Source organism: Paraburkholderia sp. GAS334 (assembly GCF_050436625.1).
GTDB lineage: Bacteria > Pseudomonadota > Gammaproteobacteria > Burkholderiales > Burkholderiaceae > Paraburkholderia.
Genome location: NZ_JBNDMO010000002.1, coordinates 574301 through 601174, shown reverse-complemented (window position 1 = coordinate 601174; position 26874 = coordinate 574301). Strand labels below are relative to the sequence as shown.

Below are 26874 nucleotides of genomic sequence, written 5' to 3'. Positions count from 1 at the left end.
TGGTGATGTGTATGACGTCAATGTAACGTCGATATGACAGCCGGATGAACACCAGCCGGAGCGTTTAAACCAGAACCGTCACCGGTGTGACGAAACGCGCCGCTGACGGTTCCCGCGCGGCGCGCGTTGCGCGCGCCACGCGGTGACAGCAGCTTACAGATGTTTGCTGAGGAAAATCAGTGTGTGACCGTGCGCCAGCGCGGCGGCGCGCTGATTGTACGAGTCGCGGTCCGTGCAGTTGAAGCCGTGATCGGCGTTTGGATACAGATGAAATTCGGCGTTGTCATGGCCGACAAAGCGCTCCTTCACCTGGCCCACTGCATCGATCGGAATGCCGTGGTCGAGTTCGGCGTAGTGAAACTGCATCGGTACCTTGATCTTTGATGCTTCTTCGAGCCGGTTCTGGATGCCGCCGCCGTAATAGGCGACGGCCGCATCGACCGTGCCCTGCGCCGCAGTGAGGTACGCAAGCCGGCCGCCGAAACAATAACCAATGGCGGCGACCTTGCCCTTCACCTCCGGCCGCGCCCGCAGTGCGGCGGCGCTCGCGCCGATGTCGGCGACGGCGAGGTTCACGTCTGTCTTCTGCAGGATCTCGATGCCCTTGTCGCGGTCGGCGCCTGCGTAGGTCAGTTCGACGCGCGGCTGTGTGCGCCAGAAGATGTCCGGGGCGAGCGCCACGTAGCCATCCTGCGCATATTGATCGGCCACGGCGCGAATGTGGCTGTTCACGCCGAAGATTTCCTGAATGATGATGACGGCTGGACCGGATCCGCGCTTCGGCAGCGCCAGATAGCCCTGAAAGCTGTCATTGCCAGCGTCGATGTCGATCCATTGGGAAGTCACGCTCACGTCGATCTCCTTGAACGAATGAAAGGCATTGCGTCAAAAGCGGGCGGTCAGTGTGCCACCAAACGCGGGTCGTTGCAGGCGCGCCCGGACGAGCCCCGGCAACCCGCCCGGCAACCGCGCGCGGCAAAGACGCTGGCGCGGCAAAGCGCGCGCCCTGACGACGAAATTCGCCGCTTTTGCGGAGCGATCGAAGCGATGCGACTTTATTCGAAACATTAACGGTAATCGTCGCGCAAACCTTTAGCGCGGCGCTTATAGAGCAAAACCCTTATATCGCGCAAACCCGCATGGGCTGTGCTTTTGCGCGGAGCCGTGAAGTTCCTGTTCAGGGCTTGTGGGATAAACGCTATTAGTAGTGATCCCACTTTCTCAAAAAATTCCCCCAAATTAATTTGATGGCCTACACTTGCGCGCAAGTACGGGTAGCCGCCTGTCAAAAACAGACCGGCTGACGTGCTGGCCAAGTGCATGAACGATGCAACCGGCGTGATCGTCCACGGGATGAAGACACGTGCAGGAAGCGGGGAACACAGGGCGATTACGTTGTTTTTGGGACCGAAACTGGAGACTTACATGAACATCAAGATTCAAAAGTTGTTGCCGATCAGCGCTGCGGCGATGCTGTTCGCAACGTTGGCAACTTCGGCTGCAGCCGACACGGTCGTCAAGATCGGTCACGTTGCACCGCTGACGGGCGGTATCGCCCACCTGGGTAAGGACAACGAAAACGGCGCGCGCCTGGCAGTTGAGGAAATCAACGCAAAGGGCCTGACGATCGGTGGCGAGAAGATCACGCTGCAACTGGATCCGCAAGACGACGCAGCTGACCCGCGTACGGCCACTCAAGTCGCCCAGAAGCTGGTCGATGACAAGGTCGTGGCAGTGGTGGGCCACCTGAATTCGGGCACGTCGATCCCGGCATCGAAGATCTATAGCGATGCAGGCATCGTGCAGATCTCGCCGTCGGCAACGAACCCGGCTTACACGCAACAGGGCTTCAAGACGACGTACCGCGTTGTGGCAACCGATGCACAGCAAGGTCCGGCACTCGCGAACTACGCTGCGAAGGGCCTGAAAGTGAAGAGCGTCGCGATCGTCGACGACTCGACCGCTTACGGCCAGGGTCTCGCAAACGAATTCGAGAAGACCGCCAAGTCGCTCGGCCTGAACGTGATGTCGCATGACGCAACGAACGACAAGGCTGTCGACTTCCGCGCAATTCTGACGAAGATCAAGGGCGAAAACCCGGACGCGATCATGTACGGCGGCATGGACGCCACCGGCGGCCCGTTCGCGAAGCAAGCCAAGCAGCTTGGCCTGCGTGCGAAGGTGCTGGCGGGTGACGGCGTGTGTACCGACAAGCTGTCGGACCTCGCTGGCGACGCTACGGACAACATCGTCTGCTCGGAAGCCGGTATGGCGCTCGAGAAGATGGCTGAAGGCCCGGCGTTCCTCGCCAAGTATCAAAAGCGTTTCGGCCAGCCGATCCAGATCTACGCTCCGTTCACGTATGACGCTGTGTACATCGTCGTTGACGCGATGAAGCGTGCTAGCTCGACGGATCCGGCGAAGATCCTGGCAGCAATGCCGAACACCGACTACAAGGGTGTGATCGGTGAAACCACGTTCGACTCCAAGGGCGACCTGAAGCACGGCGTGATCTCGCTGTACAACTACAAGTCGGGCAAGAAGACGCTGCTCGACGTGGTGAAGATGTAATACCGGCTTTCGATGCGGACCAGGCTCGCCTGGTCTCACGCGAAGTCATGAAAGGCACGCGAGGCGCAAGCTTCGCGTGCTTTTTTTGTTGAGACGCAGGAAAGATGATCCGCATCGTGTCGCGGCTGAAGAGGCGCGTAACGTAACGCGACCTCAGACGGCTGCGGATCGCATCGGAGCGCAACACGCTTCGAGAAGAACCGCCGCCAGCGGTCAGATTTTCAGCCAGCGCAATACCCTGGGCCCGGTGATCGCCACGAGCGCCGCGCACAACGCAACAACCGACAGCCCGAGCGACAGATTCGTCACCTGCGTGACACCACCGATGACCACCGGTCCGAGCAATAGCCCGAAGTACGCCAGGCCGGCCACGTGCGCGAGCCCCTCGGCCGCATGGACGCCTTCGACGCGCGCGGCCGCCGCGAACAGCACAGGCATCATGTTCGCGAGCCCCAGGCCCATCAGCGTGAATCCGGTCAACGCGGCAACCGGATAAGGCAGCAGCAGCGCGCCGATCATCCCCGCGCATGCGAGCGTTGCGCTCGCCATGATCAGTTGCGGCGCGCCGAAGCGGGCACGCACGGCGTCACCGGCAAAACGCGCGGCCGCCATGCCGCCCGAAAACGCCGCGTAGGCCGCGCTCGAGACGGCCGGCGTCGATAGCACGACGTCGCGCATATAAACGGTCGCCCAGTCGTACATCGCACCTTCGGCGACCAGCGCAATCAGCGCAATGCCGCCGAGCGCCCACAGCGCGGGCGAGCGCCAGCGGTTCACGCGCGGCGCGCCCGCGTCGGCGCGTTCGTGATGCGGCACGTGCGGCAACACGGATGGGCACGCGATCACCAGCACCAGCGCGCACAGTGCGCCCGTGAGCAGCAGATGCACAGCCGGCGCCATGCCCCATGACAGCACCGCACCGCCCACGATCGCGCCCGCCATGCCGCCGACGCTAAACACCCCGTGCAGCGACGACATGATCGGCCGCGCCAGCGCTTCTTCGACCGCGCTGGCCTCGGCGTTCATCGCCACATCGAGCGTCGCCATCGATGCGCCGAATACGGCCAGCACGACGAGCAGCATCCAGTACGCCGGCACCACGAGAATGAGCATACCGGCAAACGACATCGCGAGGCCGCCCGTCAGACACGCGCGCCGCGTACCGACGCGCGCGATCCACTTCGCGTTGGTGGCCATGGCCACGATCGACCCGACCGCGACGGCCAGCAACGCGATCGACAGCATCGCCGGATTCAGGTGAAAGCGGTCGCGCACGGTGGGCACGTGAACGCCCCACGAGCCGTACATCATCCCGGCGACGAAAAAGAGCGCCATCGTCGCGTAGCGGGCGCGCTGGCGCGCGGTATCCGGCAGGCTGCTGTGGGCGGCCGGCGGTGTGGCGAAAGCGGAAGGGCGGTCGGACACGGAATTCCCGTTTGAAAAGAAAGCGCGCTGAAAGCGAAATGACGATTCTATCGAAGCGATCGGGCCCACGTGTGAAGGCCCTGAACTAATATCTACTTCTACGTAAACCTGCCCGCGCTGCGCAAAATGTACTGCGCTCCCGGGTTTTCACGCACCCGTCCTGAGGTCGATCGCTTGAATATTCCCGCTCACGCTCCGCTGCATCTGCTGCACCAGGTCGCCGTCGGGACGCTGGCCACGCACGCGCGTCAGCCGCAAGGCTACCCGTATCCGACCGTGCTGCCCTTTGCGCCGGACGCGCGCCACCGGCCGCTGATCCTCGTCAGCCAGCTCGCGGAGCATACGCGGAACCTGCATGCCGATTCCCGCGCGGGCTTCCTTGTGGTCCACGCACCCGAAGGCGATGTCCTGAACAGTCCGCGCGTCACGCTGCTCGGCTCGTTTGAGGCGGTCGAACCGGAGCCGGAAATCGTGCGGCGCTATCTGCGCTATCACCCGGATGCCGAGCGATATCTGACGCTTGGCGATTTCACGTTCTGGTTGATGTCGCTGGAACGGATACGCTATATCGGCGGCTTTGGTGCGATGGGCTGGCTGGATGCGGGAGATCTCGATCCGCTTGAGCCGCTTTCGTTCGAAGAAGAAGCCGCGTTGACGGAATTTTTCGATCATCATCCGCGCCGTGGGGGCGAACTGGATCTCGCGGGCATCGACCGTTATGGCGCCGATCTGAAAATCGGCGGACATCGAACCCGTTTCATGTTCGATGCACCGAAAATGGATTCGACGACCTTGCATGCTGCGCTGGCGGATTGCATCGAACGGCACGCCGATTAACGCCCATTCCGGGAAAACGCCTAATCGCGTGTGACCTGCAGACCGTTATTTTTCCACCGGATCCGGCAAAGCTCTCATGAAATGAAATGTTCAAGTTAAGTATCCCGATTTATTTTCATGATTTGGGAATTTAACGGATATTCTTGAGATGACTCGAGATCTTCTTCAGCGGAATATGAATTGTCGCCCAATGCCAGATTTGTGAACGTGAAGGCAGCGCGTGAAGCATTTTGAAACGGACAATAATAATTTTCTTGAGTGGCTTTTCTCCGGTTTCTATTTTGTGTTAATCTCGCCAGCAAAATTCCGAGGCATGAACACCTTCATTGCGCGAGCAGGCATAAGACCGGCCGCGAATTAACCAAACCACAAGGGAATCTATGTCGTCCTACAAGGAACTACTGGCCCAGCGAGAGAAGCTGGAAAAGCAGATCGAAGAAGCGAAGTCGCGTGAATATGCGGAAGTGCTGAACGAAATCAAGCAGAAAATGGCCGACTACGGTATTACGCTGGCCGAACTCGGCGGCGGTCGTGGAAAGGCTGCCAAGGTTGGCCGTCCGCGCGCGGGCGTGGCGCCGAAATACCGTGATCCGGACAGCGGCAGCACCTGGTCCGGCCGTGGCAAGCCGCCGCGCTGGATCGCCGGCAAGGATCGCGAAAAGTTTCTTATCGCACGATAAGAACATCCGGATTCAAGCAGCAGCCGTGCAGGGTCCGAAGCACTGAACAAAACGCTGAACGAGACACTGAACGATTACCGCTGCTGCAAGGGAACCGCGCCACCGCAGGGAGCGCGGTTTTTTATCGCCTGAAGTTTGACGTGCGCTTTGACGTGCGTTTGGCGCGCCGGCAGATCCAGTTCGCCCTATTTCCATCGTGAGCGGAATACGAATGCTTCGCGTTTTTATAACCGGCTGATTTGAAAGGGAAATTTTCGGAATTAACCTCGCGTTCCACGCAATGCCGGTAAAATGAAACCGTCCAATATTCTTTTTCTTTCGTATGTCGCTCGCCGCCGTCGACCCTTCCGCGGAAAAGCATCAAGTTGCGCGCCGGAGCACGTTCGTCAGTATCGTGCTGAATGCCGTGCTGATGTCGCTCCAGATTGTGATTGGTGTGATCGCACACTCACAGGCGCTCGTTGCTGATGGTGTCCATTCGCTTGCCGATCTGGTTTCCGATTTTGTCGTCCTGCTGGCGAACCGGCATAGCGGCGCGAAACCCGACGCCGATCACAACTACGGCCACAGCCGGTATGAAACCGTCGCGTCGTTATTTCTTGGCGCACTGCTGATTGCAGTCGGGGTCGGCATGTTGTGGCGCGCGGGAACCCGTCTCGCCAGTCTCGACGATATTCCCGCCGTCCATATGAGTGCGCTCGTCGTGGCTGTGCTGGTGCTCGTTTCGAAGGAAGGCCTCTTTCGCTACATGCTGCGCGAAGCGCAGCGCGTGCGCTCGGCCATGCTGATCGCCAACGCGTGGCATGCACGTTCGGATGCGGCATCGTCACTGGTGGTGGCGCTTGGCATTCTCGGCAGCCTTGCAGGTGTGCGCCTGCTCGACCCGATCGCGGCCGCGATCGTCGGTTTCATGGTCGCGCGCATGGGCTGGATGTTCGGTTGGGACGCGCTTCAGGATCTGTCAGACCGCGCGCTCGACGAAGCCTCCGCCGATGACGTCCGCGCCCTGCTGATGGCGACCCCCGGCGTGCGCGACGTGCACGAATTGCGCACGCGCAAGATGGGCGACTTCGCGATCGTCGACGCGCATATCCTGGTCGATCCGGGTATTTCCGTTTCGGAAGGCCATTACATCGCGGAATCGGCGCGCATCAAGGTGCTGACCGATCATCGCGTGCTCGACGCGCTGATTCACGTCGACCCTGAAAATGATGCGGTGGCGCGGCCGGCCGTCAATCTGCCGCCGCGCGCTCGCGTCGTCGTGGAGGTTGAAGCGGCATTCGCGGCGCATCACTTGAAACCGCAGGCGATCAACCTTCACTATCTCAGCACGGGACTGGACGTCGAAGTGACGCTGCCGGCGGCCGCAAGCGACGATTGCGCAACCGGCGATGCGCACCTTCTTGCGGGATTCGATCTGACGGCGTTGAAGCGCAAGCTGGGCGCGCGCAGGGTGAGTGTCGCCCGGGCGTTGGCTGCGGTGGAAGGTTCGGCGGGATCAGGTGTGGCGGCCGCGCCGGCTGACCGGCCCACGCCGGTGGCGCAACCCTTCGAGCATGAGCGTCACGACGCGGATTGAACGCGCCTGCGTTGCGACTGCGCGCGCTTTCACCACACCGCGCGCACACCGCGCGCGCCATGCAAGGATTTGCATGGATTCGGGCTCTTTAAAGCGGCAATTGCGTATCGAATTTGATTTCGCGCAGGACGACACTCGTGCGCACCTGCGCGACCGCCGGAATCTTGAAGATCCGGTCGTGCAGGAACGTATCGTAGGCCTTGATATCCGGCGCGACGATTTTCAGGATGTAATCGGATTCGCCGGTCGTGCTGTAGCACTCGGTCACTTCAGGGCAGGTCGCGATTTCCCGCTCGAACTGTTCGACGCCGCCTTCGGTATGCCGCGTGAGATGAATATGGGCGAGCGCGCAAACATGCAGACCGAGTTTCTCGCGATCGAGCAGCGCCGTGTAGCGCTGAATCACGCCCGATTGCTCCATATCCTTGATGCGGCGCCAGCACGGTGTGCTGGAGAGCCCGACTTGATCTGAGATTTCCTGCACGGAACGGCGTGCGTCGAGCTGCAAAAGGCGCAGGATTTTTTGAGAGAACGTATCGAGTGTCAACTGCGCCTCCGTTTTTACGACGCCATGTCCCTGAATCTGAATGGTAGAGGTCGCGAAAACGAAACGCAATGTAAAACGCGGTTGACGAGGGAGATTCCCTAATTTGCTGGTGCGTCGGCGACGTTTTGTCCTGATGCGTCCTTATCAGCCGCTTGTGCCGCCAATTGTTGCGTGGCGCGCAATTCCGCCAGCATGTTGCAGAAAAGTGCGCCCTGTTCGATGGCGTCGTCGAGCGCGACGTGCGTGTGCGGATGATCGTCGAACCAGTGCTTCGGGAGGCGCGGCTTGATGCACTTGCGGTACGGCAGGCCGGTCATCGCGAACGCGAGCGTCTTGATGTCGAGCGCGGACCACGAGAACGGGCAGCGCCCCGTGAAACGCATCATGTACCAGAACATGAAGGTGAAGTCGAAGCCCGCCGGCATCGCGACGAAAACCGGCTTGCCAGGCAGCGCTTCGACCCACTCGACGTAGGCATTCAGCGCTGCGTTGGGCTTCTGCAGATCCTTGCGACATGCCGCCCACGCGTCAGGCTGCGTCTGCCACCACGCGGCCTGGACCGGGTGCGGCGCTGCGCCATCCAGCAACTCCAGATTCGCGGAGAAGGTAGCGACGAGCTTTTTGTCCGCGGTGTATGCCGCCGAGGCGAAACTCAGCATTGAATGTGGCCCGGGAATCGGGCCGTCCGCTTCCACATCGGTGCTTACGTAGATTTCAGCGGTCATGCGTTGACTCCGTCCGCGACGTACGGATTCGTGCGACGCTCGGCGCCGAACGTCGACGTCGGTCCGTGGCCGGGGACAAACGTCACGTCGTCGCCGAGCGGCCAGAGTTTTTCGCGGATCGCACGGATCAGGTCGCCGTGATTGCCGCGCGGAAAATCGGTGCGACCAATCGAGCCGGCGAACAGCACATCGCCGACCATCGCGAGCCGATGCGTGCGGCTGAAGAAAATCACGTGACCTGGCGTGTGGCCCGGACAGTGATAGACCTCGAGCGTTTCATTTCCAAAGCCCACCGTCTCGCCGTCCTGCAGCCAGCGGTCGGGCACGAACGCCTGAGCTGCGGGAAAGCCGAAGCGCGCACTTTGCGCGGGCAACTGGTCGATCCAGAAGCGTTCCTCTTCGTGCGGGCCTTCGATCTGCACGCCGTAATGGTCAGCCAGGGCTTTCGCGCCAGCGCAGTGGTCGATGTGGCCGTGCGTGAGCAGCACCTTTTCGACCGTGACGTTCTGGCGTTCGACTTCCTGCTGGATGACGTCGAGGTCGCCGCCCGGGTCGACGACGACCGCGCGCCCGGTCGCCTCGCAAACGAGCAGCGAGCTGTTCTGCTGGAATGGGGTAACTGGAATGAGGGTGACTTTCATAAGGACGCCGGGCCGCTGCAAAAGCACGATTGTACCGGCCACCGGGAAGCGCCGCCGCCCGGCCAGATGGCATATCGACAATGTCCATTTTTGCATCCATAGTGAAAATGAATGACGGATTGAGGTGGTCCGGGGCGCGGAAGATATGTTTTGGGTATAATGGGTTGATAGTGCACGAAACCGTGCTGCCAATTGGCGATGTGTCACCCTTTATTGAGCGGGTGTTTTAGTCGCCGTCAAGTTTGTGCCGTGCTGTTTTGACGGCAAATCAAGCATCGACTGAGGTCGATGCGCACGTCTTGTCCAGCCAGACGCAACGCGTCTGCAACGGCCTCGCTGCCGTGCCGCTGGATGGGGCCTACGCCGCCGTTCCTGCGCGCTGTTTTTGCGCGCAAGAACGTGATTGCCACGTTCGATGGCGGCTTGTGGGGTCTGGTCAGGCTGCCGGGGACAGGTTGCGCCAGACGTGAAAACTAACCGTGCGGTAGCGGCAGAGTTTGTCGCATCCGGGCTTCCGAAGCTCTGCGCAAAATAGCGCAGCGTTTTGCTTTGTCCTTGCCGCCGGAGTCGCATGCAACCCGCAAGACTTTTGCGAGATGCGGCTCGACATTGTGAAAACACGTCTTATGAATGCTCGATTACCTCGACGTATCGGGAGTCTTTTTGCTTTTCTGGTCATGACCGGGTGCGCGATGCCGCCCGGCCCGGCCAATCAGACCAGCGGCGCACCGCTGGGCACGAAGGATGCGCGTACGGCCAGCGCCGGCACGCCGCAGTCGTCCGGCACGACGACCACCTTCGGCGATCGGTCCGCGGACGCCGGCAAGTCGCTTGCTGACGCCCAGGCGCTCGGCGACAAGGGCCCCGACGTTTCGGACTTTCGTCAGACCGGGCGTGCTTCCTGGTACGGTCGCTTTTTCCACGGTCGCAAGACCGCCAACGGTGAGCGCTACGACATGCATGCGCTGACGGCGGCCCACAAGACGCTGCCGCTCGGATCATACGTTCGCGTGACGAACCCGGCGACGTCCCGCTCGGTTGTCGTCCGCATCAACGACCGCGGTCCGTTCGTGCGTAGCCGGGTGATCGACCTTTCGTACGCGGCCGCTTCGGCGCTCGACATGCAGCACGTCGGCACTGCGCGCGTGAGGATCGAAGGGTTGTCGCCGCAGCAAGCGCGCGCGGCGCTCAGCGACGAAACGCTGGCTATGAACGCTTCGAGCTCGGAAAAGTAATCTGAAAGCCGTGTTTACTGGCTGAACGGACGTCAGCCGGTGAGTGCTTCAACGAAGGGCCGCCTCTGTGCGGCCCTTAGTCTTTTTTGAGCGTGAGCGCGCGCGCGTACAGCGCGTTGCGTGATGTGCCGGTGATGGCAGCAGCGACTTTTGCCGCGCTGCTCACTGACATCTCTTCCATCAGGATGCCGAGTAGCGCATCGTGATCGGCCTCGCCCGATGTTTCAGGCGGCGCGCCCTCTACCACCACGACGAACTCGCCGCGCTGGCGATTCGGATCGGCCGCGAGCCACGTTCGCCCTTCGGCCAGGGTGCAGCGATGTAGCGACTCATGTAACTTCGTCAACTCGCGTGCAATGAGCAGTCGCCGCTCGCCGCCCAGTGCGTCGGCGAGCGCCTGGACGGTTTCCAGGATGCGATGCGGCGCTTCGTAGAACACCAACGCGCGCGGGTGTGCGGCGAGTTCGGCGAGCGCGGTCGCGCGTTGTTTTGCCTTGGGCGGCAGAAAGCCGATAAACGAAAACGTAGCAACCCAGTCGCCGGCCGCACTGAGTGCGGTTGCAAGCGCGCTTGCACCGGGCAGGGGGATGACGGGATAGCCAGCGTCGCGCACGGCGTCGACGAGCTTTGCACCGGGGTCCGAAATGCCGGGCGTGCCGGCGTCGGATACGTAGGCCACCCGCTCGCCGGCCTGCAGATGTTCGATTACGCGGTGCGCAGCCGTGCTTTCGTTGTGCTGATGCACGGCGATGAGCGGCTTCGAGATGCCGTAGCGCGCGAGCAGCTGGCCGGTGTTGCGCGTGTCTTCGGCGGCAATGCGGTCCACGAGTCCAAGCACATGCAGCGCGCGCACCGTGATGTCGGCCACATTGCCGATCGGTGTCGCGACCACATACAGCGCGGCGGCAGGATATTGCTGCCCTTGCGCAAGTTCAGTGAGAGGAGTCATGAGGCAGAAGACACAGACAGACGAAGCAAGGCCGACATTGTGCCACGCACAGCCACGTGCTCCGGCGCGCGTTCGGCACGTTGCGAGTGCGCCTGGTGTCGCGGACAACTTTTCGGGATACAGGCGGTCCAATGTCGTCGGAGCAGCATTCGAGGCGCATGCGCTTGGTTTCCTGCAACGCCAGCGTTTGCGCTTCGTCGCGCGCAACGTGTTGTGTCGTGGTGGCGAGATCGACCTCGTGATGCGCGATTGCGATGGCACGCTGGTGTTTGTCGAGGTTCGTGCGCGTAGCCAGAGGCAGTACGGCGGCGCGGCGGCGAGCATCGGCTGGCAGAAGAAGCGACGTATCGTGCATGCCGCGCAGCACTATCTGATGACGCGCACATCGGGCACAGCGGCGTGCCGCTTCGATGTGATTGCGTTTGAAGCAGGCCGGCTTGTGTGGCTGCGCGATGCGTTTCGTGCGGACGAAGTGTGAGTCGACGTAATATGCGCTCGCTTGAGTACGCTAAACTTGCGGACGCGTGCGGACCGGCGCCGGCTTTCGCGATGCTGTTCTCATGGCGGTTGTCCGCGTTGCACGCGCTTCACAGGTCGCCGGAAACTCGCGCCGCGCGCATTCATGCGTGCCTCGATGCAGCCTAAATTTGCAGTACAAGATAGAGACTCGATGTCAGTCGAACGCATTCAACAACACTTCCGTGATAGCGCGGCGGTCACACTCGAAGCACTCGAAACCCTGTCGATGCCGATCGCTGCGGCGGTCGATACGATGTTCACCGCTCTCGCCAACGGCAATCGCATTCTCGCGTGTGGCAACGGCGGCTCGGCGGCTGACGCGCAGCATTTCGCCGCGGAGCTCATCGGCCGCTTCGAGCGCGAACGGCCCGGCTTGCCCGCGATTGCGCTGAGTACCGATTCGTCTGTTCTCACCGCTATCGCCAACGACTATTCGTTCGACCAGATCTTCTCGAAGCAGGTCCGCGCGCTGGGTCAGCCCGGCGATATCCTGCTCGCGATCACGACGTCGGGCAATTCGGCGAACGTGCTCGCCGCAATCGATGACGCGCACGAGCGTGAAATGATCGTCGTGGCGCTGACCGGCAAAGGCGGCGGGCGCATGGACGAAATGCTTTCGGATACCGACATTCACATCTGCGTGCCGTCCGATCGAACGGCGCGCATTCAGGAAGTGCATTTGCTGACCATCCATTGTCTGTGCGACGGCATCGATGCCATGTTGCTGGGCGAAGACTAATTTAAGGGGAACGGGTTGATGAGCGCATTCCGCGTCAAGAAAACACTGGTGAGAACCGTCCTGGTAATCGGTTTTGCAGCGGGGCTGTCCGCGACCTTGCAGGGCTGTTTCCTGGCCGTGGCGGGCGCGGCGGGCGGCGGCGCGCTGGTTGCCACCGATCGGCGCACGCTTGGCGCGCAGACCGAGGATCGCGAGATTCAGGTGAAGGCGCTGTCGCAGATCAATAACAACGTGCCGGACTCGTCGCACATCAACGTGACCGTTTTCAATCGCCGCGTTCTGATCACGGGCGAAGTGCCGGATGATGCATCGAAGCAGAAGGCCGAAGCCGTCGTGCGCACGATCAACAACGTGAACGCGATCATCAACGAACTGGCGGTCGCGCCGGCAAGCTCGTACACGTCGCGCACGAACGACACGTATCTGGAAGGCCGCGTAAAGACCGCGCTGATCGCCGAGAAGGACATTTCGGCGAACAACTACAAGGTGGTCTGCGAGCGGGGCAATATCTATCTGATGGGCCTCGTGACCGTCGACGAAGGCAATCACGGCGCGGATGTCGCCAGTCGCGTGTCGGGCGTCACGCAGGTGGTGAAGGTGTTCCAGTACATCCAGCCGCAGGAAGCGGCAGCGGCCACCGCCGCGGCGGCGACTGCAGCGAGCGGTTCGGGCGCGGCGCAGGCGCCGGCGAACGATCCGACCGTCGGCGCGGTGCCGGATTCTTCGGTCAGTTCGCGTCCGCTCGATACGCAGGCGCCGGCACCCGTGACGAACTCGAACTCCGTACATCCGGGTAATCCGAAGGCGACGACGCCGTGATGGTGGCAGGTCGCGTGATGCGCGGCGCCGCCGCGGGCGTCGGCATTGGCATGCTCGCGTTGGCATCGACGCTTGTATCGACGCCTGCATTGGCCGCCGACGCGCCGCGCGGGCTGACTGTCGCCCAGGGTAACGCGTGCATGGGATGTCATGCCGTCGACCGCAAGCTCGTCGGGCCGTCGTTCCAGCAGATCGCCGGCAAATACAAGGGCGATCCGCAGGCGAACGCGAAACTCGTGAAGAAGGTGAAGGACGGCGGCTCTGGTGTCTGGGGCGCGATTCCGATGCCGGCGCATCCGTCGATGAGCGACGCGGACATCCGTGCGGTGGTCGACTGGGTGCTGGCCGGGGCGCAGACGTCGAAGTGAAGTGAGGTGCCGTGATACGGAGTCAGCGCGAAGGCGCTCTGGACGCGCTTTGGTAGCGTTTCCGGGCATCGCAAAACGAAAAAACCTTGTGCTAGAATCGACGCGTCGTTGGGGCGGTAGCTCAGCTGGGAGAGCGTCGCGTTCGCAATGCGAAGGTCGGGAGTTCGATCCTCCTCCGCTCCACCAAGTTTTTCTTTAGAAACAACGCACTACGTCTTGCGATGTAGTGCGTTGTTTTGCATTCGGGCGCACGTTTTTGCACATCGGGTGTGGCAGATTTGTGGCGGGAGCGGGCCGCCTTGTGGGCAGCGCCTGTGGGTGTAAAAAAGGCTCACCGAAATTACCGTGAACGGCGGCGCCGCTCCGGCGAAGCTTGCATGCATCAGCGAACCAACGCCGCTATGTGCATAAAAGTGCATGGCGCAATCAGGTCCACAAGCCATGCAAGCGCTACTCACCGTCGATCAGTTGTCCAATTACCTGCGAAAGTCGGTCGCTAGCATCCGAAGCGATGCAACGCGCAATCCGCAGGCGTTACCTCCAATTTGCCGGCTACCCGGCACGAAGCGCCTGCTTTGGCGCGTCGAGGATGTCGAGCGATGGTTGTCCGCTCATGTTGCATCAGAAGCAGTTTGCTCATCTGATGCTCCCCCGATTCTGCCGAGAAGGCGCGGCCGACCTACGAAGGCGGAACAGCTAGCCAAAAGGCGCGGCGGCGCCGATGTCGTCGGCCCCGCGAAAGCACGCGCGGTCGAGGCGTAGCTTTGGTCATAAGTAAGCGCCGGGAGATCGAGAATCGCGAGCTGTCCGGTCAGCATCGGCGCGGGCAAGAATTCTTCTTGGCGGATCTCTTTGGTTACGCGTTAAAGGGCGATATGACCAGCATGGAGGTGCCGCTTTTCTCTCTATCCACAAAACCGGATCTCTCCATATGGAAATGGGAAAGTCAGGATAGCAAACGATGGATCACTGTTACCCCAAGCGTGCTCGGGCGCGCAACTCAGCATGATAAGGATGTGCTGATCTACGCCATTTCTCAGCTCACCGCGGGCGTGGACCGCTCCCTTCCGGACGCAGCGAATCGGGCAATTCGATTCACGGCGTATGACTATCTTCTGGCTACGAATCGTGGTGTCAGTGGCAGGGACTATGCGAACCTGAAGGAGTCGCTTGCCCGACTGCGCGGCACCACTCTGACCACCAATATTTCGACGGGTGGGTTTCAAATCGATGAAGGCTTTGGTCTTATCGACAAGTGGAGAGTCGTAGCAAGCAAGGAATGTCCTTCTCGAATGGACGCTGTTGAGGTGACGCTGTCTGCTTGGCTTCATAACGCAGTGCATGCATTTGAGGTGCTCACGCTCCACAGAGACTATTTCAAACTTCGCAAACCGCTGGAGAGGCGACTATATGAACTTGCGCGGAAGCATTGCGGTCGCCAAGCGATGATGAAAATTGGCTTGGATTTATTGCGGCAGAAGGCCGGCAGTAGAGCGAGCCGCAAGGAATTTCGCCGGATGGTCCGGGAAATCATGGTGGCCGACAATTTACCGGAATATCGCGTTTTACTGGACCACGAAGACAAAGTGACTCTGTACACGAAAGATTCGACGCGGCTCGTTCGCAGCCTGTCTGAGCAGGCGAGTCTCTGGGTCGATACGAGCTAGTGGTATCGTGTTTTCACCCACCGAGTCGATTCTGCATCTGTACGGGCACGTGTTATCACCCACCGCTAGCTGTGGACGGGCTCGTGTTTTTACCCACCAGTGTCATCGTGATTTCACCCACCGGCACATTCCATGGCGTCAAGCGGGGCGCGGCTTGTGCCGGCCGCCGGTGAGGTGTAACGCGCGCGCGCGGTTTGTTAACTATTAAAATCTTTAACGCACAAGAGGGTGGGCAGCTGTGAATATCGGTGTTGCAGATACGGAGCGTATCACCGCAGTTCATCCTATCTGGAGCGCCTCCATGCGCGCTTCGTTTGAGCAAAACGCGGCAGGATTGCAGGCATATCCGACGAAGTCGGTTACGCCGACGGATTCTCGGTAGGACGGCTCTTCCTGCAAGCGGCGAATTTCGGTATCTGCCAACTCCTTCGATACGGTTTCGTAGATGTCGATACAAGAGCTATGTTCCCCGAGAGCTTTTAGTGTCAACGAAACGCCTTCATCGTCAAGGCATAAACGAACGCAGCGGTAGGCTCCTACTCCGTCCGTTTTGCACAGGCGGTTGACCGCTGCATGTAGCCGATAAAATGCGATTGACTCAGACAGGTCGCGAAGCGAAATCTCATGGCCAAACTGCCGGTACGACAGCAGCGAACCCTCGAAGTTGTTAAGCGATTCTTCGAACGACAGCTCGGGTCCAGTTACCAATTCGAGTAGTGAAGGATCGCTGAGAGTCGATTTGTCGATTTTTCGAGCAGGGTCAGGAAATTCGTACGCGTGTACGAGCGCGCCGCAAATACTCCACAGACTGTCGACATCGCCCCACATGGCCTCCCAAAGTCTATCCGGGCCTTCATCGAAATAGCGAACCGCGTCAGGAAACAAACTTTGAAGATCTTGAAGTCCCCGTTCCGACAGGGCTTGTTCACCTCGAACTATTCGATACCACTTCTTTGAATCTTGTGTTCCCGCTCGCTGTGCCTCTATCGAGTCGGCGTTGTGCTTGCTTTGGACGCGAGACCAGTGCCTTGTCGACGAATCGAACCACTTGCCAAATTGATTCGCGTTAGCTGACTTTGTCCTCGACATCAATTCATGCATTAACGCAATCGTGCGGACGCAACTTCTTCGCAGCAGTTCAGTGGGGCGGGTACCGCCCGCGAAACGTGTGTTCATGGATTGATCGACATGTGTCAAAGAAAGATCATTCTTTTACCGGGGATTGTACATTCGATAACCTCAAGATTGAGACATCTGCTTTCCGTCGAAGGCGCGAACAGAGGAGATGTGCGATGGAAGAAATGAGTTTGTCGCAAAGGATTGCGGCGAGGGCAATCGCTGCGCCTGGGCGCTCACCTGGGCCGGCCAATCGCGCTGCCTTTCTTAGCGTTCGAGACGACGTGCAACGGGCAATCGACGATGGTTGGTCTGTTTTGGCGATTTATAAAGCGCTGCGTGATGAAGGCGCCGTTTCGTTCGGTTATCAGGCGTTCCGGCGGTATGTGAGGGCTCTGGTCGTGTGCAATGAACGAATAGAAGTGGCAGTTCAAGACAAACCCACTGCGAAGCCGGTCAAAAATGGATGAAGCGCCGTCGGAGCAATATGGAGGCGGTCAAGAATCGATCAACATGTCCTTCAATGTCGCTTGTTCGCTCTTGTCTTAGTTGCTTCTTGTTAGCAATCTTGAAGATTTCTTGCACAAACGCAGGGCAAGACAGGTGAACTGGGCCCACTCGCAAGCGGGCGGTCTCAGTTCACTTTCCCTTATTCGCGCTTCGCGCTCAAACGTGGGTCTTACTCTGCGAGGCCAACCGGCTACCGCCGATAACAACCAAAATTGGACGCCAAGATGGACGACGTACCACGTAGAAAGCACCAACCGATTCGAGTCTGGTGCCTGCCGGCAGAAAAGGAGCTGATTGAGGCGAGCGCTCGCGATGCTGGTATGAGCGTGTCGCGATATTGGCGAAACGTCGGTATCGGCTACAAGATTGAGGTCGTGATTGACGCCAGGCTCGTTCTGCAGCTCGCGAAGATCAACGGGGATTCAGGGACGACTAGGCGGCCTGTTGAAGCTGTGGCTGACGAACAGCGAGAAGCTGAGAAGCCAGGATCCGGACCACATGCGTCGTCTCATTCATGGCGTTCTAGACCGGATCGTTACGATGCAGGGTGCAATGCTGAAGCTCGTGACCGAGCGGAGGCCGAAAATTTAGCGGCTAAACATGAGGGAGCCGCGACGGGGAAAATTTAGCCGCTAAATTTTTCCGCCGCGATATGTGCCAGAGCACGATAGAGGAAGCGACGGAGAAAGCGGGTTTCGATGCGCTGGCGGTAAGTTTGCGCCAAACGACAGACGCTGCCCGAGCAAGTAATCGCAAGCTGCGAACTCGTCGACAACTGGCCGAGCGTATTCGTGAAGAACGACAGGCGCTGCAGATAGTTGGCCATTGGACCTTCAAAAAGGGGGGGCGGCGAAACACATTCTTGTCCGAGCGCTGTAGAAGCGGATCGCCGGCACGCGCGAGGTGGTCGTGCGGACCAAGTACATCGTCGTGTACCGCGTCGCAGGCGAACAGGACGAAATCTTGCGCGTTCGGTGCGCGCGCACGCGGAACGCGCCGTAGGTCATCTGTCACGGTTCCCCGGATTTTCGCGCGCAGCCGACGGACCAACAGGCGTTTCAGCACGACAGACGACTCAAGTTTCCCCTGATCGTGACAGATGACCTACAAAGGATGCCCTCAAGACTCAGTGTATCTTCGTCCAACGACCAACCGAACCTCCGCAAAGCGTCCTCAATGACCTTGCGCCAACGCGGCGGACATATGAACTTTCGCGGGGTTTTGAGATTTGACGCGGAGGTGGGTGCCATCGAGCTGCTTCACGTGTGCAACCCAGCGAGGGTTCATTGCCCTATCGTGCGTTTTCGTGATCTCTGCGATGACGGCGGCGTATGTGTTCACCCGGTTCTGCTCGGGGATAGTGCAACCAATCCAAGGTGACGTCGAAAATTATCGCTTTGGGTGACTCGCGTGGAAGGACAGCGAAAAGCCTGACTTCCGATCGTGTCGTGTCGCGTCGCGTCATATTCCCTGTTCGTCACGCGTCCCGGCCTGAGAATTCGTGAACACGAAACTTCTTCAGCTATCTCGGTCGCTGGCGAAGGGAATCAGTTCGCGGTTAGCATGAAGTCGACGTGCACGGCGTCATAAGGAAACTGTACGGTACCCTCAGCATTGCGTTCCAGTACCCCAGCGTTCAGCAACACTTCCACATCACGTTGGGCGGTCCGTGCATCACACCCGGCACGTCGTGCGAGCTCGCGAAGAGACAACGGACCGGCGCCTGTCATGATCCGCAGGACATTCCATCTGCGTTGGGTGAGCGTCTGGAACAAGATATCAGCGGATGCGAAAGTGATGTACGCACCCTGGGCCTTGCCCTTCATCGCAGCAATCGAACGGCCCGAAAAAGCTGCGTGGGAATCCACCCCTAGAGTCACCGTACTCATGAGAGATTCCAGTGAAGAAATAATCGGGAAATTTAACCAGCATTCGCCGGGTTTCGCCAGCATTCACCACGGGTCGACGATAATTCGCCAACATTCGCTGAGATTTGTCCATCGTTAAAACTACGATTCACCCGAGATTCTCCTGGGGCCGCAAAACCGAGCGTAGCCAGAGGCACGACGGGCATGCGTACAAGGCGCGACGCGCTTCGAAAGATACACGTGCCAAAGGGATGCCCCTTTGAAACCCGAACGGCGGAGTGCGGGAGTTCTTCAGCGCATCCAGCCAGCTGCCTGGCGCCCTCGGGTGGTAGTGGCGCTTTGGCGGCGTAACCGGGTCGTCCAGATAGAGTGGGGCATCGAAGGCGTCGGCTACACGGATGCGACCGGCCAACCCGCCGAAGCGTCTCGGGGGGCGGTCGGAGGTGGCGGTGGCTTCGTCGATCGCTTGCGTCGCCGCAACGACCTCTTTGCGTGCCTTAGATGAAAACACCACGCGTGCGAGCCACAGGCTGGCACCTACGGCGACTGCCGCGCGGAGTAGTTTCGTCTCGATGCGATTCATCGCCAGTCCTTCATCACGCTTTGTCATTAAGCGGCCAGACAGGATCCATCGGGTTGTCGTAACGCTGGACCGTGTTCCGTAGCTGCTCCAGCGGCGTCGCGGCATCGTCCACGGGCGCGCCGAATTCCCGGCCGACAGGATGCGTTTCAGTCCACACTTCGCCGGGATAGGGCGCGGTCGGATCGCATTGCGTGAGCAGGTCGGCCAGCTTGGGCTTCTTGCGTGTCATGCGGACCTCCAGATGGGTTCCAGTTCAGCCAGTGTAGCGGGGTACCGCGGTGGGAGAATGACACCAGGTTTTATGTCAATGTTATGGGCAATTTCTTCACTGACAGATGAGGGTATCGGCGGATGATGAACAACGTACCTCGGGCGCCAATCAAATCTGCGACCGGCTATTTCCGCACAATCGAGATGCTCGATCGGCTATATAGGGTTCGTCGGCAGAGGCGTTCGCGCACCGATGAGGAACCGACAAACATGGCCCTCTTGGACCTCGTTCATTTTGATGGAAAACTTGAAGGGAGCCAGGAAGATGCCTTACTGGAAACGCTCGAAAAGCGGATTTTTTCCTATCTCGATTCGCTATCCGACGACAAACGCGACCAACTGAGAAAGAGCAGCCGGAAGCATACCCATCGCGGGTTACTCGACGAGTACGAGGATCGCAAGGTCCAGGACGCCTGGCGGAAAGGGAGGTGGCCGGGCGACAACCTCTCGCAATGGCAAATTGAGCGAGGAAGATCGATCGGGCAAAAATGGTCGACCCATCTGATTCTCGACTGCATGCCAACCACTGACCGGGCGAGCGAGCTCCTCGCACGGCAGCAGCGGGTGAACAGATTCCTGTCATGGGCAGCAGAGCCGGCGGGGGATCCCGAGACCGAAGCCGAACGGATCGCCGCGTTCGTGGAGGCCGTGTGGCACGCTCAGTCCGGCTATCGACAGATCGTTGGACTTGACGCGCATCAGATGGCGTTCCAGCAGTTACGTCAACGCCATTTTTTTCCGGACCTGATCGAATTGATTGGCGCGCCCGCGCCGGATCACCACGATGCTGATGGAACACTGACGACTGAGCGAAAAAGGCAGTTGCTGTTGCTGGGCACGTTCCCCTGGCGCGGTATGTTGCTTACCTATGAGCGCCTTTGGAGCCGGGACGGATGGTGGCTCAAACACGGCTTTCAATGGCGCGTTGCGACGAGTTGCCGCTGTCCCCGGACGCGTGCCTTTCCGACCTTGGCGGATGTGTTGCCGCAACCGCATGCATATGAGTGGGAGGACTTCACAAAGGCCTGCCAAGCTTGGGGGATTAAGAAGGAAACCAAGACCGGAAAGGGCTTACCTCGAACCCGGCGTCAGCTGCAGTGCGAGCACTGTTTGAACTGGGTGTTTTCGGACGCGAGTAAGCGGCTCAGTTTGGCAGGAATTCGGGGAAGATATTGTCTCTCGTGTTATCAGACTTTGCGGATGGCGCGTGCTCTAAAAGTGCTGGAGCAAAAAAAGAAACCATCGACTTCGCTGAATGGCCGCAAAAAATTCTGGGAGTAACGGCGCTTTCGTGGCGGCATGGTATGATTTTGGCGTTATGGTGCGGTAACTGCACCCAAGCGATTCCAATAGCATTTCGCCCGGCCCGGTAGGCGCTACCGTAGACAAACGGCAATCCCCGGACAACCAGCGAGTGCCCTCGACAAAAATAACGCGCCCCGAACTTTGGTCACGCTCGCGAAAGAAGCAGCCGCTGCCGTTGATCGTCGGACAGGGAAGATGCCCCTGATTTGAGTCGCGCCGTCGTGCGCGAGCGCCTGCCCGCTTGGCCGGCGGAAGAAGATCCGAGGTCCTGGCAGCGCGACGCGTTGCGACATCGTCCGTCGACAGCTGGCGTTGCAGGATGCTGCGGCCTGTATGGCGCCCAAACTCACGAGCCGCATAACCGGCGCTCGCCCTGAAAAAAGTATGATCGGTGGGCTGAACGAGCGGGCTGCGTCAACGAATTTGTCGCCAGTTAATCCGCAATCTGGAACGGCATAGCTAACACTAGATGCCTAGAGTCTAGGATTGTGATTCCTGGACGCTGACGATCGTTACGGATTGTTCGGCGGTGCTGTTTTTCATGTAGGATTCTCACGTGGGGCCTTCGTGCGCCCCGCTTTTCGCAAAAGGCCGCCTCGTGCGGCCTTTTGCATTTCTGACCCGCCCCTCGAGGCGGGTTTTTTATTGGCAAAAGCAAAATGAAAAAGGTCAATTGGACCCTGATCATCGTCGCCCTCATCCATGCGTTCAAGGTAATCACGGTTACCGCGATTCATGCGCATGAGGCGATCACGGTGACCCAGATCCAGCACCTCCTTCACTAAGCGCCAATCCCGATCGTTCTCTCCGTCACCCTGCAGTCCGTGACGGGTCGGTGATTTTTTTGGCCACTGACCTGTCGTGAGGTTCTCGCGAGTCACTATATGTGATAATGTCCTTTATCACATATAAGGGAGCCACCTGTGGCTGATCCGGCTGTCATCAGTCCAAACTGGACGCTTGAAGTCGCAAAGATCGCCGTACCCGTCGTGCTGGGCGCCATCGTTTGGGCGGGGCAGCTGCTTGCGCAGCGCGCGTGGACGGCTTACGAACAGCGACGTGACGTCTACTTGGAAGTGATCAAGTTGATCGACAGCCTGTTTCTCACTACGAGTACACCGGCATACCGCGCCGAATATCTGCAGGCTGTGCGCAAAACTTGGCTGGTTGGGTCCGATGAGGTGGTGTTGGCGGGAAACAGGCTTTCAGAAGCGATCAGAATCGGCCGTTCTGGCGAATACGAAGCCCTCTATCGGGCATTCATAGCGGCGATGCGGCATGACCTGAACCGCCGCAAATGGCTACCGCCAGGGCGCACGATCTTGACCGAGTTGAATTTTCCGCTGGAAGGGCCAGGACGATGAAGCGTGAGATGGACCTGATCCGCGAACTGATGCTCAAGCTCGAGGCGCTGCCCGTTCCGCCAGCCGGATCAAGGGTGATTGACTCCAGCGACGTCGCACTGCAGGTCGACGGCTACACCATCGAACAGATTGACTACCACCTGTCGCTGCTGGAACAGGCTCGCTTCATCCATGCCGGGGGACTGGACTTCGGGATGCAGTTCGGACCCGGTATGGGGTTTCGCAGCCTGACCTGGGCCGGACATGACTTCCTCGATTCTGTGCGCAGCCCTGACGTCTGGGATCGGACGAAGCAAGCGGCGAGCGCTGCCGGGGGCTTCACGGTGGATCTGCTCGTGTTTGCTGCGAAAGGCTACCTGGAAAACAAGATCAAGGGGCTGATCGGTGGCTAGCACGGACCTGACGCTTCCCTCCGACGCCACAGTACCCGCGCTGGTCTCGTCCGCTGGCGACCGGGCCAGTGTGCGCTTCCTGGAGTTCTTCGCGTCGGCGATCCGCAATCCGCACACGCGGCGCGCGTATGCGCGCGCCGCGGGCGACTTCCTCGCGTGGTGCGCTGGCGCCGGCGTGGCATCGATCGGGACGGTGCAGCCGCTGCATGTCGCCGCGTGGATCGAGCTGCAGACGCAGACCCATGCCGCGCCAACCGTCAAGCAGCGGCTCGCGGCGATCCGGCATCTCTTCGACTGGCTCGTGACCGGCCAGATCGTGCCGCACAACCCGGCCGCGTCGGTGCGCGGCCCAGGCCATTCAACGAAAAACGGCAGGACACCGGTGCTTGATGCGGCCGAAGCGCGGCAGCTCCTGGATGCCATCGATGTGACGACGCCGATCGGCCTGCGCGACCGCGCGCTCATTGCGTTAATGGTGTTTTCGTTCGCGCGGGTGGGTGCGGCGCTCGCGATGCGGGTCGAGGATGTCTATGTGCAGCAGCGGCGCCTGTGGGTGCGCCTGCGTGAAAAAGGCGGCAAACGGCACGAGATGCCCTGTCATCACACGCTCGAGGCGTACCTGCATGCGTACCTCGACGGGACCGGTATCAGTGCCGAGCCGAAGGGACCGCTCTTTCGCACGATCGCGCGTGGCACCGGTCAGCTCAGCACGACGCCGCTGCCTCAGGCGAACGCGTACGCGATGGTCCGGCGCCGCGCGCTCGCCGCCGGCATTGATACAAAGATCGGCAACCACACGTTCCGCGCGACCGGCATCACCGCGTACCTGAAGAACGGCGGCACGCTCGAGAACGCGGCGGCGATGGCCAATCACGCGTCAACGCGTACCACGCAGCCGTATGACCGGCGCCGTGACGACATCAGCCTCGACGAGGTGGAGCGGATCCACGTATAGCGAATGCCTGCGCTCTCCGACCCGGTTGACGCCGCGCCCTGGTCACGGCGATTTTGCGTGACGTGGCCCCGACAGACGGACGACCACGACAACGAGCATCACCATGGCGAGGCAGCAGACAAAGATGGCGCCACCTGTCGGGTGGGCGTCCAGCTGCGCCACCAGGTTGCTGCACGCGTTGATGATGCCAGTCGCTTCTTTTTTCATGTCGGCTTCCTAATCAAAATTCCGGGCGAAAAAAAAGCCCGTCGGCTTCTGACCGAGTTGGGCTTCAATAAAAGCACAGTGCGTTAACGCAAAAACCCGCAGGCTTTCGCGATGCGGGTTTTGTCCGGACGAGCGCTTCCACTAAGGTGGGGTGAGCCGCTTTCCCGGGGCTCTGGTGAATCTGGTTACTACGTGTACTCTGCCAACGCCCTGATTTCCCTGTCGGGAACCGAGCCTGCGCGCACGGCGCTATCGGCATTCTGACCAGCTGCTCGGGGCGCAATTCTGCCCCACAACGGCATTATAACTAAGTACTGTTTTTTTGTACAGTACTCCGTGTCGCGACAACAACGCTTTCGTGTCCCAGAACATCCCAACACGTCCCAACCTGGGACCGCACTACCCTGCTGCCCACGAAGTCTATTTACGGTGCAGACGAAACGTACGCTAGCGATCCGAAGATCCTCGCCGCGGTCACCGCGACGAGGAGCCGGCGGGAATATGCCGGGTGTCACCATTCCTAAAAGTGAAAAATCCACACGCCGCGTTCTCGCGAATCTCGGCGTTTTCCTGCGATTTGCCGGATTGGACAGTGGTGTTACACACGCGCGATCCTGCGGGCTCATGCCATGTCGTCACGAACATAGCGGTCCCAAGTTGGGACGTGTTGGGACATTTTGGGACGCGCGGGGTGTTTAAACCGGCCTGGCTATATGGCTTACTGGCTTCAGCAGGCAGCACGCAAAGCCAGTCGGGTTCTGAAGAAACCCGAATAATTAGATACACGGGAGGCATATCGATCAGCCTCAGTCACACGGTGCGGAACCGAACAAAAGGAGATGACCATGCACGCACAAGTACCGGAATTCGTTCAGTACATCGGCATGTTGATTGCGCTCATCGTCGCAGCTAGGAGGTAACGCGCACGCATGGTGAGGGGCTGGAGCTCCGCCCGTCCACTGTCGCGAACCTCGAAGCGCAGGCGAATGGCGAACTGATGGTCGACCGACATTCAGCGATATAAAGCTTCGGTTTTGCTCGTTCGACAAAATTCCACGAGAAGGGAAGTTGTCGAATGAGCAGAGCCGGCTATGCGAGCTTGGCAGCGCAAGCCGCAAAGTATGGGTACTAGACGAGTGTGGTGCGGGACTTGAACTCGTACACATCCGTGCTGCATAAGCCTCTTCGGGTGCTGTAGGCAAAAAACTGCAACTCCTAAATTGGACACGGGGTCGATTACAATGACAATCGCTGCGCCCGATGGGGGGCAGGTCAATAGCTCAGATGGGCTAGCGCGGCGTTCGCAACGCCGAGGTTGGGAGTCCGACCGTCCTTCCCTCCACCAAACACGGTTCATGACCATAAGCCCCGAACTGGCTGAGGAGCTGCGACGGATGGCCCTTATCAAGGCCGACCAGCGACGGCAGAAAGCCATCTGGCAGGAGCTGCGCGAGCTGAGGGCCAAGCTGCGCCCGATTGATCGCGCGTGGTCCGATACGCGGCTCGCCCTGAAACGATACGAGTGGGATTACACGCACGTGGTCCCGCGACTCCAGGAGCGGGAGGCCCAGCTGCTGGATGAGATGCGCCCGTTCCTCCGGCAGATTGACGCCTTGGAGAAGGAGGCCCGGCGGCTGGATCGCAAGATACGCAAAGCGCAGCAAGCTGGTGAGCGCACGCCGGCAGGTCCGGACGAATTGGACACACGTACGCCTGCAAGCCCTTGAGTTTGTCTATTTCCCGTTGGTCATCACCGGCACTCCCGAAAACGCGGCTAGAAACCGGCCCGTCGAGGCCCGCATAGGCGCGGGCATCAGCCACACCCTGTTTTATCAATAGCTCTTGCAGCGAGAAAGCGAGGCGCGCGGCACCGAAGAACGCGTGCGCCATGCCTCTACGAATCTACTTCTTCTTCGGTTTGCTTGACGTCGCGCCCCCTTACGCTGCCCGAGCTTCAAGGCGCCGACCTCCTTCTCCCGCTTGGTCGATTTCGGATCGCGCAGTTGCTTGTCGGCGTCGGACGCGGCTTTCTTTCCCGTTGCGACGCTCACGCCGCGTGTTAGTCGAGTCCTCGTTATGTGGGGCAAAATCATCGTGTGAGTAACATTGAATTTTTTCGAGGGAATGGCGGCTGCTTGGAACGGGTGACGAGCTTGGGGTGCTTTCGCACAAATGTGTCGAGTGCTAGTCAAGAAAACGGTGGTTTTCTAGACACGTCAAAAATGCCTATCGCGGACTAGCCGAACCTCATTTGACGGGTTAACATTCCCGTCAAGTTTTCAACGTCCTGGTTGTGTCAATGAATCAGCGGATCGGCTACGCGCGGGTCTCCATGGAGGACCAGCACTTGGACTTGCAGCGTGATGCGCTTCAGCAGGGAGGTTGCGGCGTCATCTATGAGGAAGCGGCGAGCGGCAAGAGCGCCGCGCGCCCGGAACTTGAGCAATGCCGCAAAGCTTTGCGCAGCGGCGATACGCTGGTGGTGTGGCGGCTCGATCGGCTCGGCCGCAGCCTGCCTGACCTCGTGCAGATCGTGGCCGAGTTGGAACGCTCGGGGGTCGGTTTCGAGAGTTTGACCGAGAAGATCGAAACAAACAGCGCGGCGGGCAAGCTGGTCTTCCACGTTTTCGCAGCCCTTGCGGAGTTCGAACGCAGCCTGATCCGTGAGCGCACCCATGCCGGGCTCGTAGCAGCGCGTGCCAGAGGCCGCTCAGGAGGCCGCAAGCCCAAGCTAGGGGAGAAGCAGGTGCGCGAAATCAAAGCGCTGCTGCGCGACCCAGATATCCAGGTGGCGGACGTGGCGCGGCGCTACGGAGTGTCCAGAACCACGCTTTACAAGCATGTCGGCGTCATCGCCCCGCGCCTCCCATGATCGTTGCCGTGCTTTCATCGCAATGGGGTCAACAGCATCGTGGGAACTTGGGAACAAATTGAGGTCGCGATTGCCAATCATTCCGATATCGTCATGGCGCGCAGGGGGACGCGGTAAGGTATGAGAGAAGA

Annotated in this window: 31 protein-coding genes, 1 tRNA gene and 1 pseudogene; 20 read left to right on the top strand and 13 right to left on the bottom strand. The window is 59.9% G+C overall.

The features are described from left to right. Positions 1-153: 153 nt before the first annotated feature. Positions 154-846, bottom strand: coding sequence for a dienelactone hydrolase family protein (locus tag P3T21_RS06150; protein ID WP_429255172.1), 693 nt, complete (start codon positions 844-846; stop codon positions 154-156). A 579-nt stretch (positions 847-1425) separates the two neighbouring features. On the opposite strand from P3T21_RS06150, the gene P3T21_RS06145 reads away from it, so the two are divergent. Continuing rightward, a complete protein-coding gene (locus P3T21_RS06145; RefSeq protein ID WP_429255027.1) occupies positions 1426-2571 on the top strand; it encodes a branched-chain amino acid ABC transporter substrate-binding protein in 1146 nt (381 codons plus the stop codon). Between the two features lie 213 nt (positions 2572-2784). Here the strand turns inward: P3T21_RS06145 and P3T21_RS06140 are convergent, their stop codons facing one another. Beyond that, positions 2785-3996, bottom strand: coding sequence for an MFS transporter (locus P3T21_RS06140; RefSeq protein WP_429255026.1), 1212 nt, complete (start codon positions 3994-3996; stop codon positions 2785-2787). Between the two features lie 174 nt (positions 3997-4170). On the opposite strand from P3T21_RS06140, the gene P3T21_RS06135 reads away from it, so the two are divergent. The 3 genes from P3T21_RS06135 (at position 4171) to P3T21_RS06125 (ending at position 7092) form a co-directional block, all read left to right on the top strand. Then, complete coding sequence (locus P3T21_RS06135) at positions 4171-4833, top strand: HugZ family protein (RefSeq protein ID WP_429255025.1); 663 nt, start codon at positions 4171-4173, stop codon at positions 4831-4833. A 380-nt stretch (positions 4834-5213) separates the two neighbouring features. Next, positions 5214-5513, top strand: a complete 300-nt coding sequence (locus P3T21_RS06130; RefSeq protein WP_090527228.1) for an H-NS family nucleoid-associated regulatory protein — start codon at positions 5214-5216, stop codon at positions 5511-5513. Positions 5514-5835: 322 nt separating this feature from the next. Beyond that, a complete protein-coding gene (locus tag P3T21_RS06125) occupies positions 5836-7092 on the top strand; it encodes a cation diffusion facilitator family transporter (RefSeq protein ID WP_429255024.1) in 1257 nt (418 codons plus the stop codon). Positions 7093-7180: 88 nt separating this feature from the next. Here the strand turns inward: P3T21_RS06125 and P3T21_RS06120 are convergent, their stop codons facing one another. The 3 genes from P3T21_RS06120 to P3T21_RS06110 all read right to left on the bottom strand — a co-directional run bounded on the left by P3T21_RS06120 (position 7181) and on the right by P3T21_RS06110 (position 9005). After that, positions 7181-7639 (bottom strand): Lrp/AsnC family transcriptional regulator, encoded by a 459-nt coding sequence (locus P3T21_RS06120; RefSeq protein ID WP_429255023.1) that lies wholly within the window; start codon positions 7637-7639, stop codon positions 7181-7183. A gap of 98 nt (positions 7640-7737) precedes the next feature. Beyond that, positions 7738-8364 carry an exonuclease gene (locus P3T21_RS06115; RefSeq protein WP_429255022.1) on the bottom strand — a complete coding sequence of 209 codons (627 nt, stop codon included), beginning with the start codon at positions 8362-8364 and terminating at the stop codon, positions 7738-7740. Then, complete coding sequence (locus P3T21_RS06110; protein ID WP_429255021.1) at positions 8361-9005, bottom strand: MBL fold metallo-hydrolase; 645 nt, start codon at positions 9003-9005, stop codon at positions 8361-8363. Before P3T21_RS06110 ends, P3T21_RS06115 begins: the two co-directional genes overlap by 4 nt. A 626-nt stretch (positions 9006-9631) precedes the next feature. Between P3T21_RS06110 and P3T21_RS06105 the strand changes: the two genes are divergently transcribed. After that, positions 9632-10240, top strand: a complete 609-nt coding sequence (locus tag P3T21_RS06105) for a septal ring lytic transglycosylase RlpA family protein (RefSeq protein WP_429255020.1) — start codon at positions 9632-9634, stop codon at positions 10238-10240. A gap of 76 nt (positions 10241-10316) precedes the next feature. On the opposite strand, the gene rsmI is transcribed toward P3T21_RS06105, so the two are convergent. Then, positions 10317-11189 carry a 16S rRNA (cytidine(1402)-2'-O)-methyltransferase gene (gene rsmI, locus P3T21_RS06100; protein WP_429255019.1) on the bottom strand — a complete coding sequence of 291 codons (873 nt, stop codon included), beginning with the start codon at positions 11187-11189 and terminating at the stop codon, positions 10317-10319. Between the two features lie 37 nt (positions 11190-11226). On the opposite strand from rsmI, the gene P3T21_RS06095 reads away from it, so the two are divergent. The 6 genes from P3T21_RS06095 to P3T21_RS06070 all read left to right on the top strand — a co-directional run bounded on the left by P3T21_RS06095 (position 11227) and on the right by P3T21_RS06070 (position 15301). Continuing rightward, positions 11227-11667, top strand: a complete 441-nt coding sequence (locus tag P3T21_RS06095) for a YraN family protein (protein WP_429255171.1) — start codon at positions 11227-11229, stop codon at positions 11665-11667. Positions 11668-11859: 192 nt separating this feature from the next. After that, positions 11860-12447 carry a phosphoheptose isomerase gene (locus P3T21_RS06090; protein WP_429255018.1) on the top strand — a complete coding sequence of 196 codons (588 nt, stop codon included), beginning with the start codon at positions 11860-11862 and terminating at the stop codon, positions 12445-12447. A gap of 18 nt (positions 12448-12465) precedes the next feature. Then, positions 12466-13266: a BON domain-containing protein gene (locus P3T21_RS06085; protein ID WP_429255017.1), complete on the top strand. Its 801-nt coding sequence runs from the start codon at positions 12466-12468 to the stop codon at positions 13264-13266. After that, entirely contained in the window at positions 13263-13634 is a 372-nt protein-coding gene (locus P3T21_RS06080; RefSeq protein ID WP_429255016.1) for a c-type cytochrome, read from the top strand. The genes P3T21_RS06085 and P3T21_RS06080 overlap by 4 nt, the downstream gene beginning before the upstream one ends. A gap of 110 nt (positions 13635-13744) precedes the next feature. Further along, positions 13745-13820, top strand: a tRNA-Ala gene (locus tag P3T21_RS06075). Between the two features lie 578 nt (positions 13821-14398). Then, complete coding sequence (locus P3T21_RS06070) at positions 14399-15301, top strand: replication initiator protein A (RefSeq protein WP_429255015.1); 903 nt, start codon at positions 14399-14401, stop codon at positions 15299-15301. 279 nt (positions 15302-15580) lie between these two features. Here P3T21_RS06070 and P3T21_RS06065 read toward each other — a convergent pair whose 3' ends face one another. Next, the gene (locus P3T21_RS06065) at positions 15581-16477 is read right to left on the bottom strand and encodes a hypothetical protein (RefSeq protein ID WP_429255014.1); all 897 of its coding nucleotides are present in this window, start codon (positions 16475-16477) and stop codon (positions 15581-15583) included. 116 nt (positions 16478-16593) lie between these two features. On the opposite strand from P3T21_RS06065, the gene P3T21_RS06060 reads away from it, so the two are divergent. Both P3T21_RS06060 and P3T21_RS06055 read left to right on the top strand, forming a co-directional pair. After that, positions 16594-16887, top strand: a complete 294-nt coding sequence (locus P3T21_RS06060; protein ID WP_429255013.1) for a TraK family protein — start codon at positions 16594-16596, stop codon at positions 16885-16887. Between the two features lie 264 nt (positions 16888-17151). After that, on the top strand, positions 17152-17556 hold the full coding sequence (locus P3T21_RS06055; protein ID WP_429255012.1) for a plasmid mobilization protein: 405 nt from the start codon (positions 17152-17154) through the stop codon (positions 17554-17556). Here the strand turns inward: P3T21_RS06055 and P3T21_RS06050 are convergent. From P3T21_RS06050 to P3T21_RS06035, 4 genes are all read right to left on the bottom strand, one after another. After that, positions 17553-17753, bottom strand: a complete 201-nt coding sequence (locus tag P3T21_RS06050) for a hypothetical protein (protein WP_429255011.1) — start codon at positions 17751-17753, stop codon at positions 17553-17555. The genes P3T21_RS06055 and P3T21_RS06050 overlap by 4 nt on opposite strands. Before the next feature lie 721 nt (positions 17754-18474). Then, positions 18475-18816 (bottom strand): transcriptional regulator, encoded by a 342-nt coding sequence (locus P3T21_RS06045; protein WP_429255010.1) that lies wholly within the window; start codon positions 18814-18816, stop codon positions 18475-18477. A gap of 127 nt (positions 18817-18943) precedes the next feature. After that, positions 18944-19378, bottom strand: a complete 435-nt coding sequence (locus P3T21_RS06040) for a hypothetical protein (RefSeq protein ID WP_429255009.1) — start codon at positions 19376-19378, stop codon at positions 18944-18946. 13 nt (positions 19379-19391) lie between these two features. Continuing rightward, on the bottom strand, positions 19392-19607 hold the full coding sequence (locus tag P3T21_RS06035; protein WP_429255008.1) for a hypothetical protein: 216 nt from the start codon (positions 19605-19607) through the stop codon (positions 19392-19394). A gap of 122 nt (positions 19608-19729) precedes the next feature. Here P3T21_RS06035 and P3T21_RS06030 point away from each other — a divergent pair, with 122 nt between their 5' ends. The 5 genes from P3T21_RS06030 to P3T21_RS06010 all read left to right on the top strand — a co-directional run bounded on the left by P3T21_RS06030 (position 19730) and on the right by P3T21_RS06010 (position 23664). Beyond that, on the top strand, positions 19730-20929 hold the full coding sequence (locus P3T21_RS06030; RefSeq protein ID WP_429255007.1) for a hypothetical protein: 1200 nt from the start codon (positions 19730-19732) through the stop codon (positions 20927-20929). A 683-nt stretch (positions 20930-21612) separates the two neighbouring features. After that, positions 21613-21738: a hypothetical protein gene (locus P3T21_RS06025; RefSeq protein WP_275094577.1), complete on the top strand. Its 126-nt coding sequence runs from the start codon at positions 21613-21615 to the stop codon at positions 21736-21738. A gap of 138 nt (positions 21739-21876) precedes the next feature. Beyond that, the gene (locus P3T21_RS06020; protein WP_429255006.1) at positions 21877-22317 is read left to right on the top strand and encodes a hypothetical protein; all 441 of its coding nucleotides are present in this window, start codon (positions 21877-21879) and stop codon (positions 22315-22317) included. Positions 22318-22325: 8 nt separating this feature from the next. Further along, positions 22326-22709: a DUF2513 domain-containing protein gene (locus P3T21_RS06015; RefSeq protein ID WP_429255005.1), complete on the top strand. Its 384-nt coding sequence runs from the start codon at positions 22326-22328 to the stop codon at positions 22707-22709. Continuing rightward, positions 22702-23664, top strand: coding sequence for a tyrosine-type recombinase/integrase (locus tag P3T21_RS06010; RefSeq protein ID WP_429255004.1), 963 nt, complete (start codon positions 22702-22704; stop codon positions 23662-23664). Before P3T21_RS06015 ends, P3T21_RS06010 begins: the two co-directional genes overlap by 8 nt. Positions 23665-23706: 42 nt before the next feature. Here the strand turns inward: P3T21_RS06010 and P3T21_RS06005 are convergent, their stop codons facing one another. Further along, a complete protein-coding gene (locus P3T21_RS06005; protein ID WP_429255003.1) occupies positions 23707-23871 on the bottom strand; it encodes a hypothetical protein in 165 nt (54 codons plus the stop codon). 1394 nt (positions 23872-25265) lie between these two features. On the opposite strand from P3T21_RS06005, the gene P3T21_RS06000 reads away from it, so the two are divergent. Continuing rightward, positions 25266-25598, top strand: coding sequence for a hypothetical protein (locus tag P3T21_RS06000; RefSeq protein WP_429255178.1), 333 nt, complete (start codon positions 25266-25268; stop codon positions 25596-25598). Here P3T21_RS06000 and P3T21_RS05995 read toward each other — a convergent pair. Further along, positions 25546-25695: pseudogene (locus P3T21_RS05995) on the bottom strand (lysis system i-spanin subunit Rz); the annotation flags it as partial. The gene P3T21_RS06000 and the pseudogene P3T21_RS05995 overlap by 53 nt on opposite strands. Positions 25696-26170: 475 nt before the next feature. Between P3T21_RS05995 and P3T21_RS05990 the strand changes: the two are divergent. Then, positions 26171-26743, top strand: coding sequence for a recombinase family protein (locus P3T21_RS05990; protein ID WP_429255002.1), 573 nt, complete (start codon positions 26171-26173; stop codon positions 26741-26743). Positions 26744-26874: the final 131 nt, after the last annotated feature.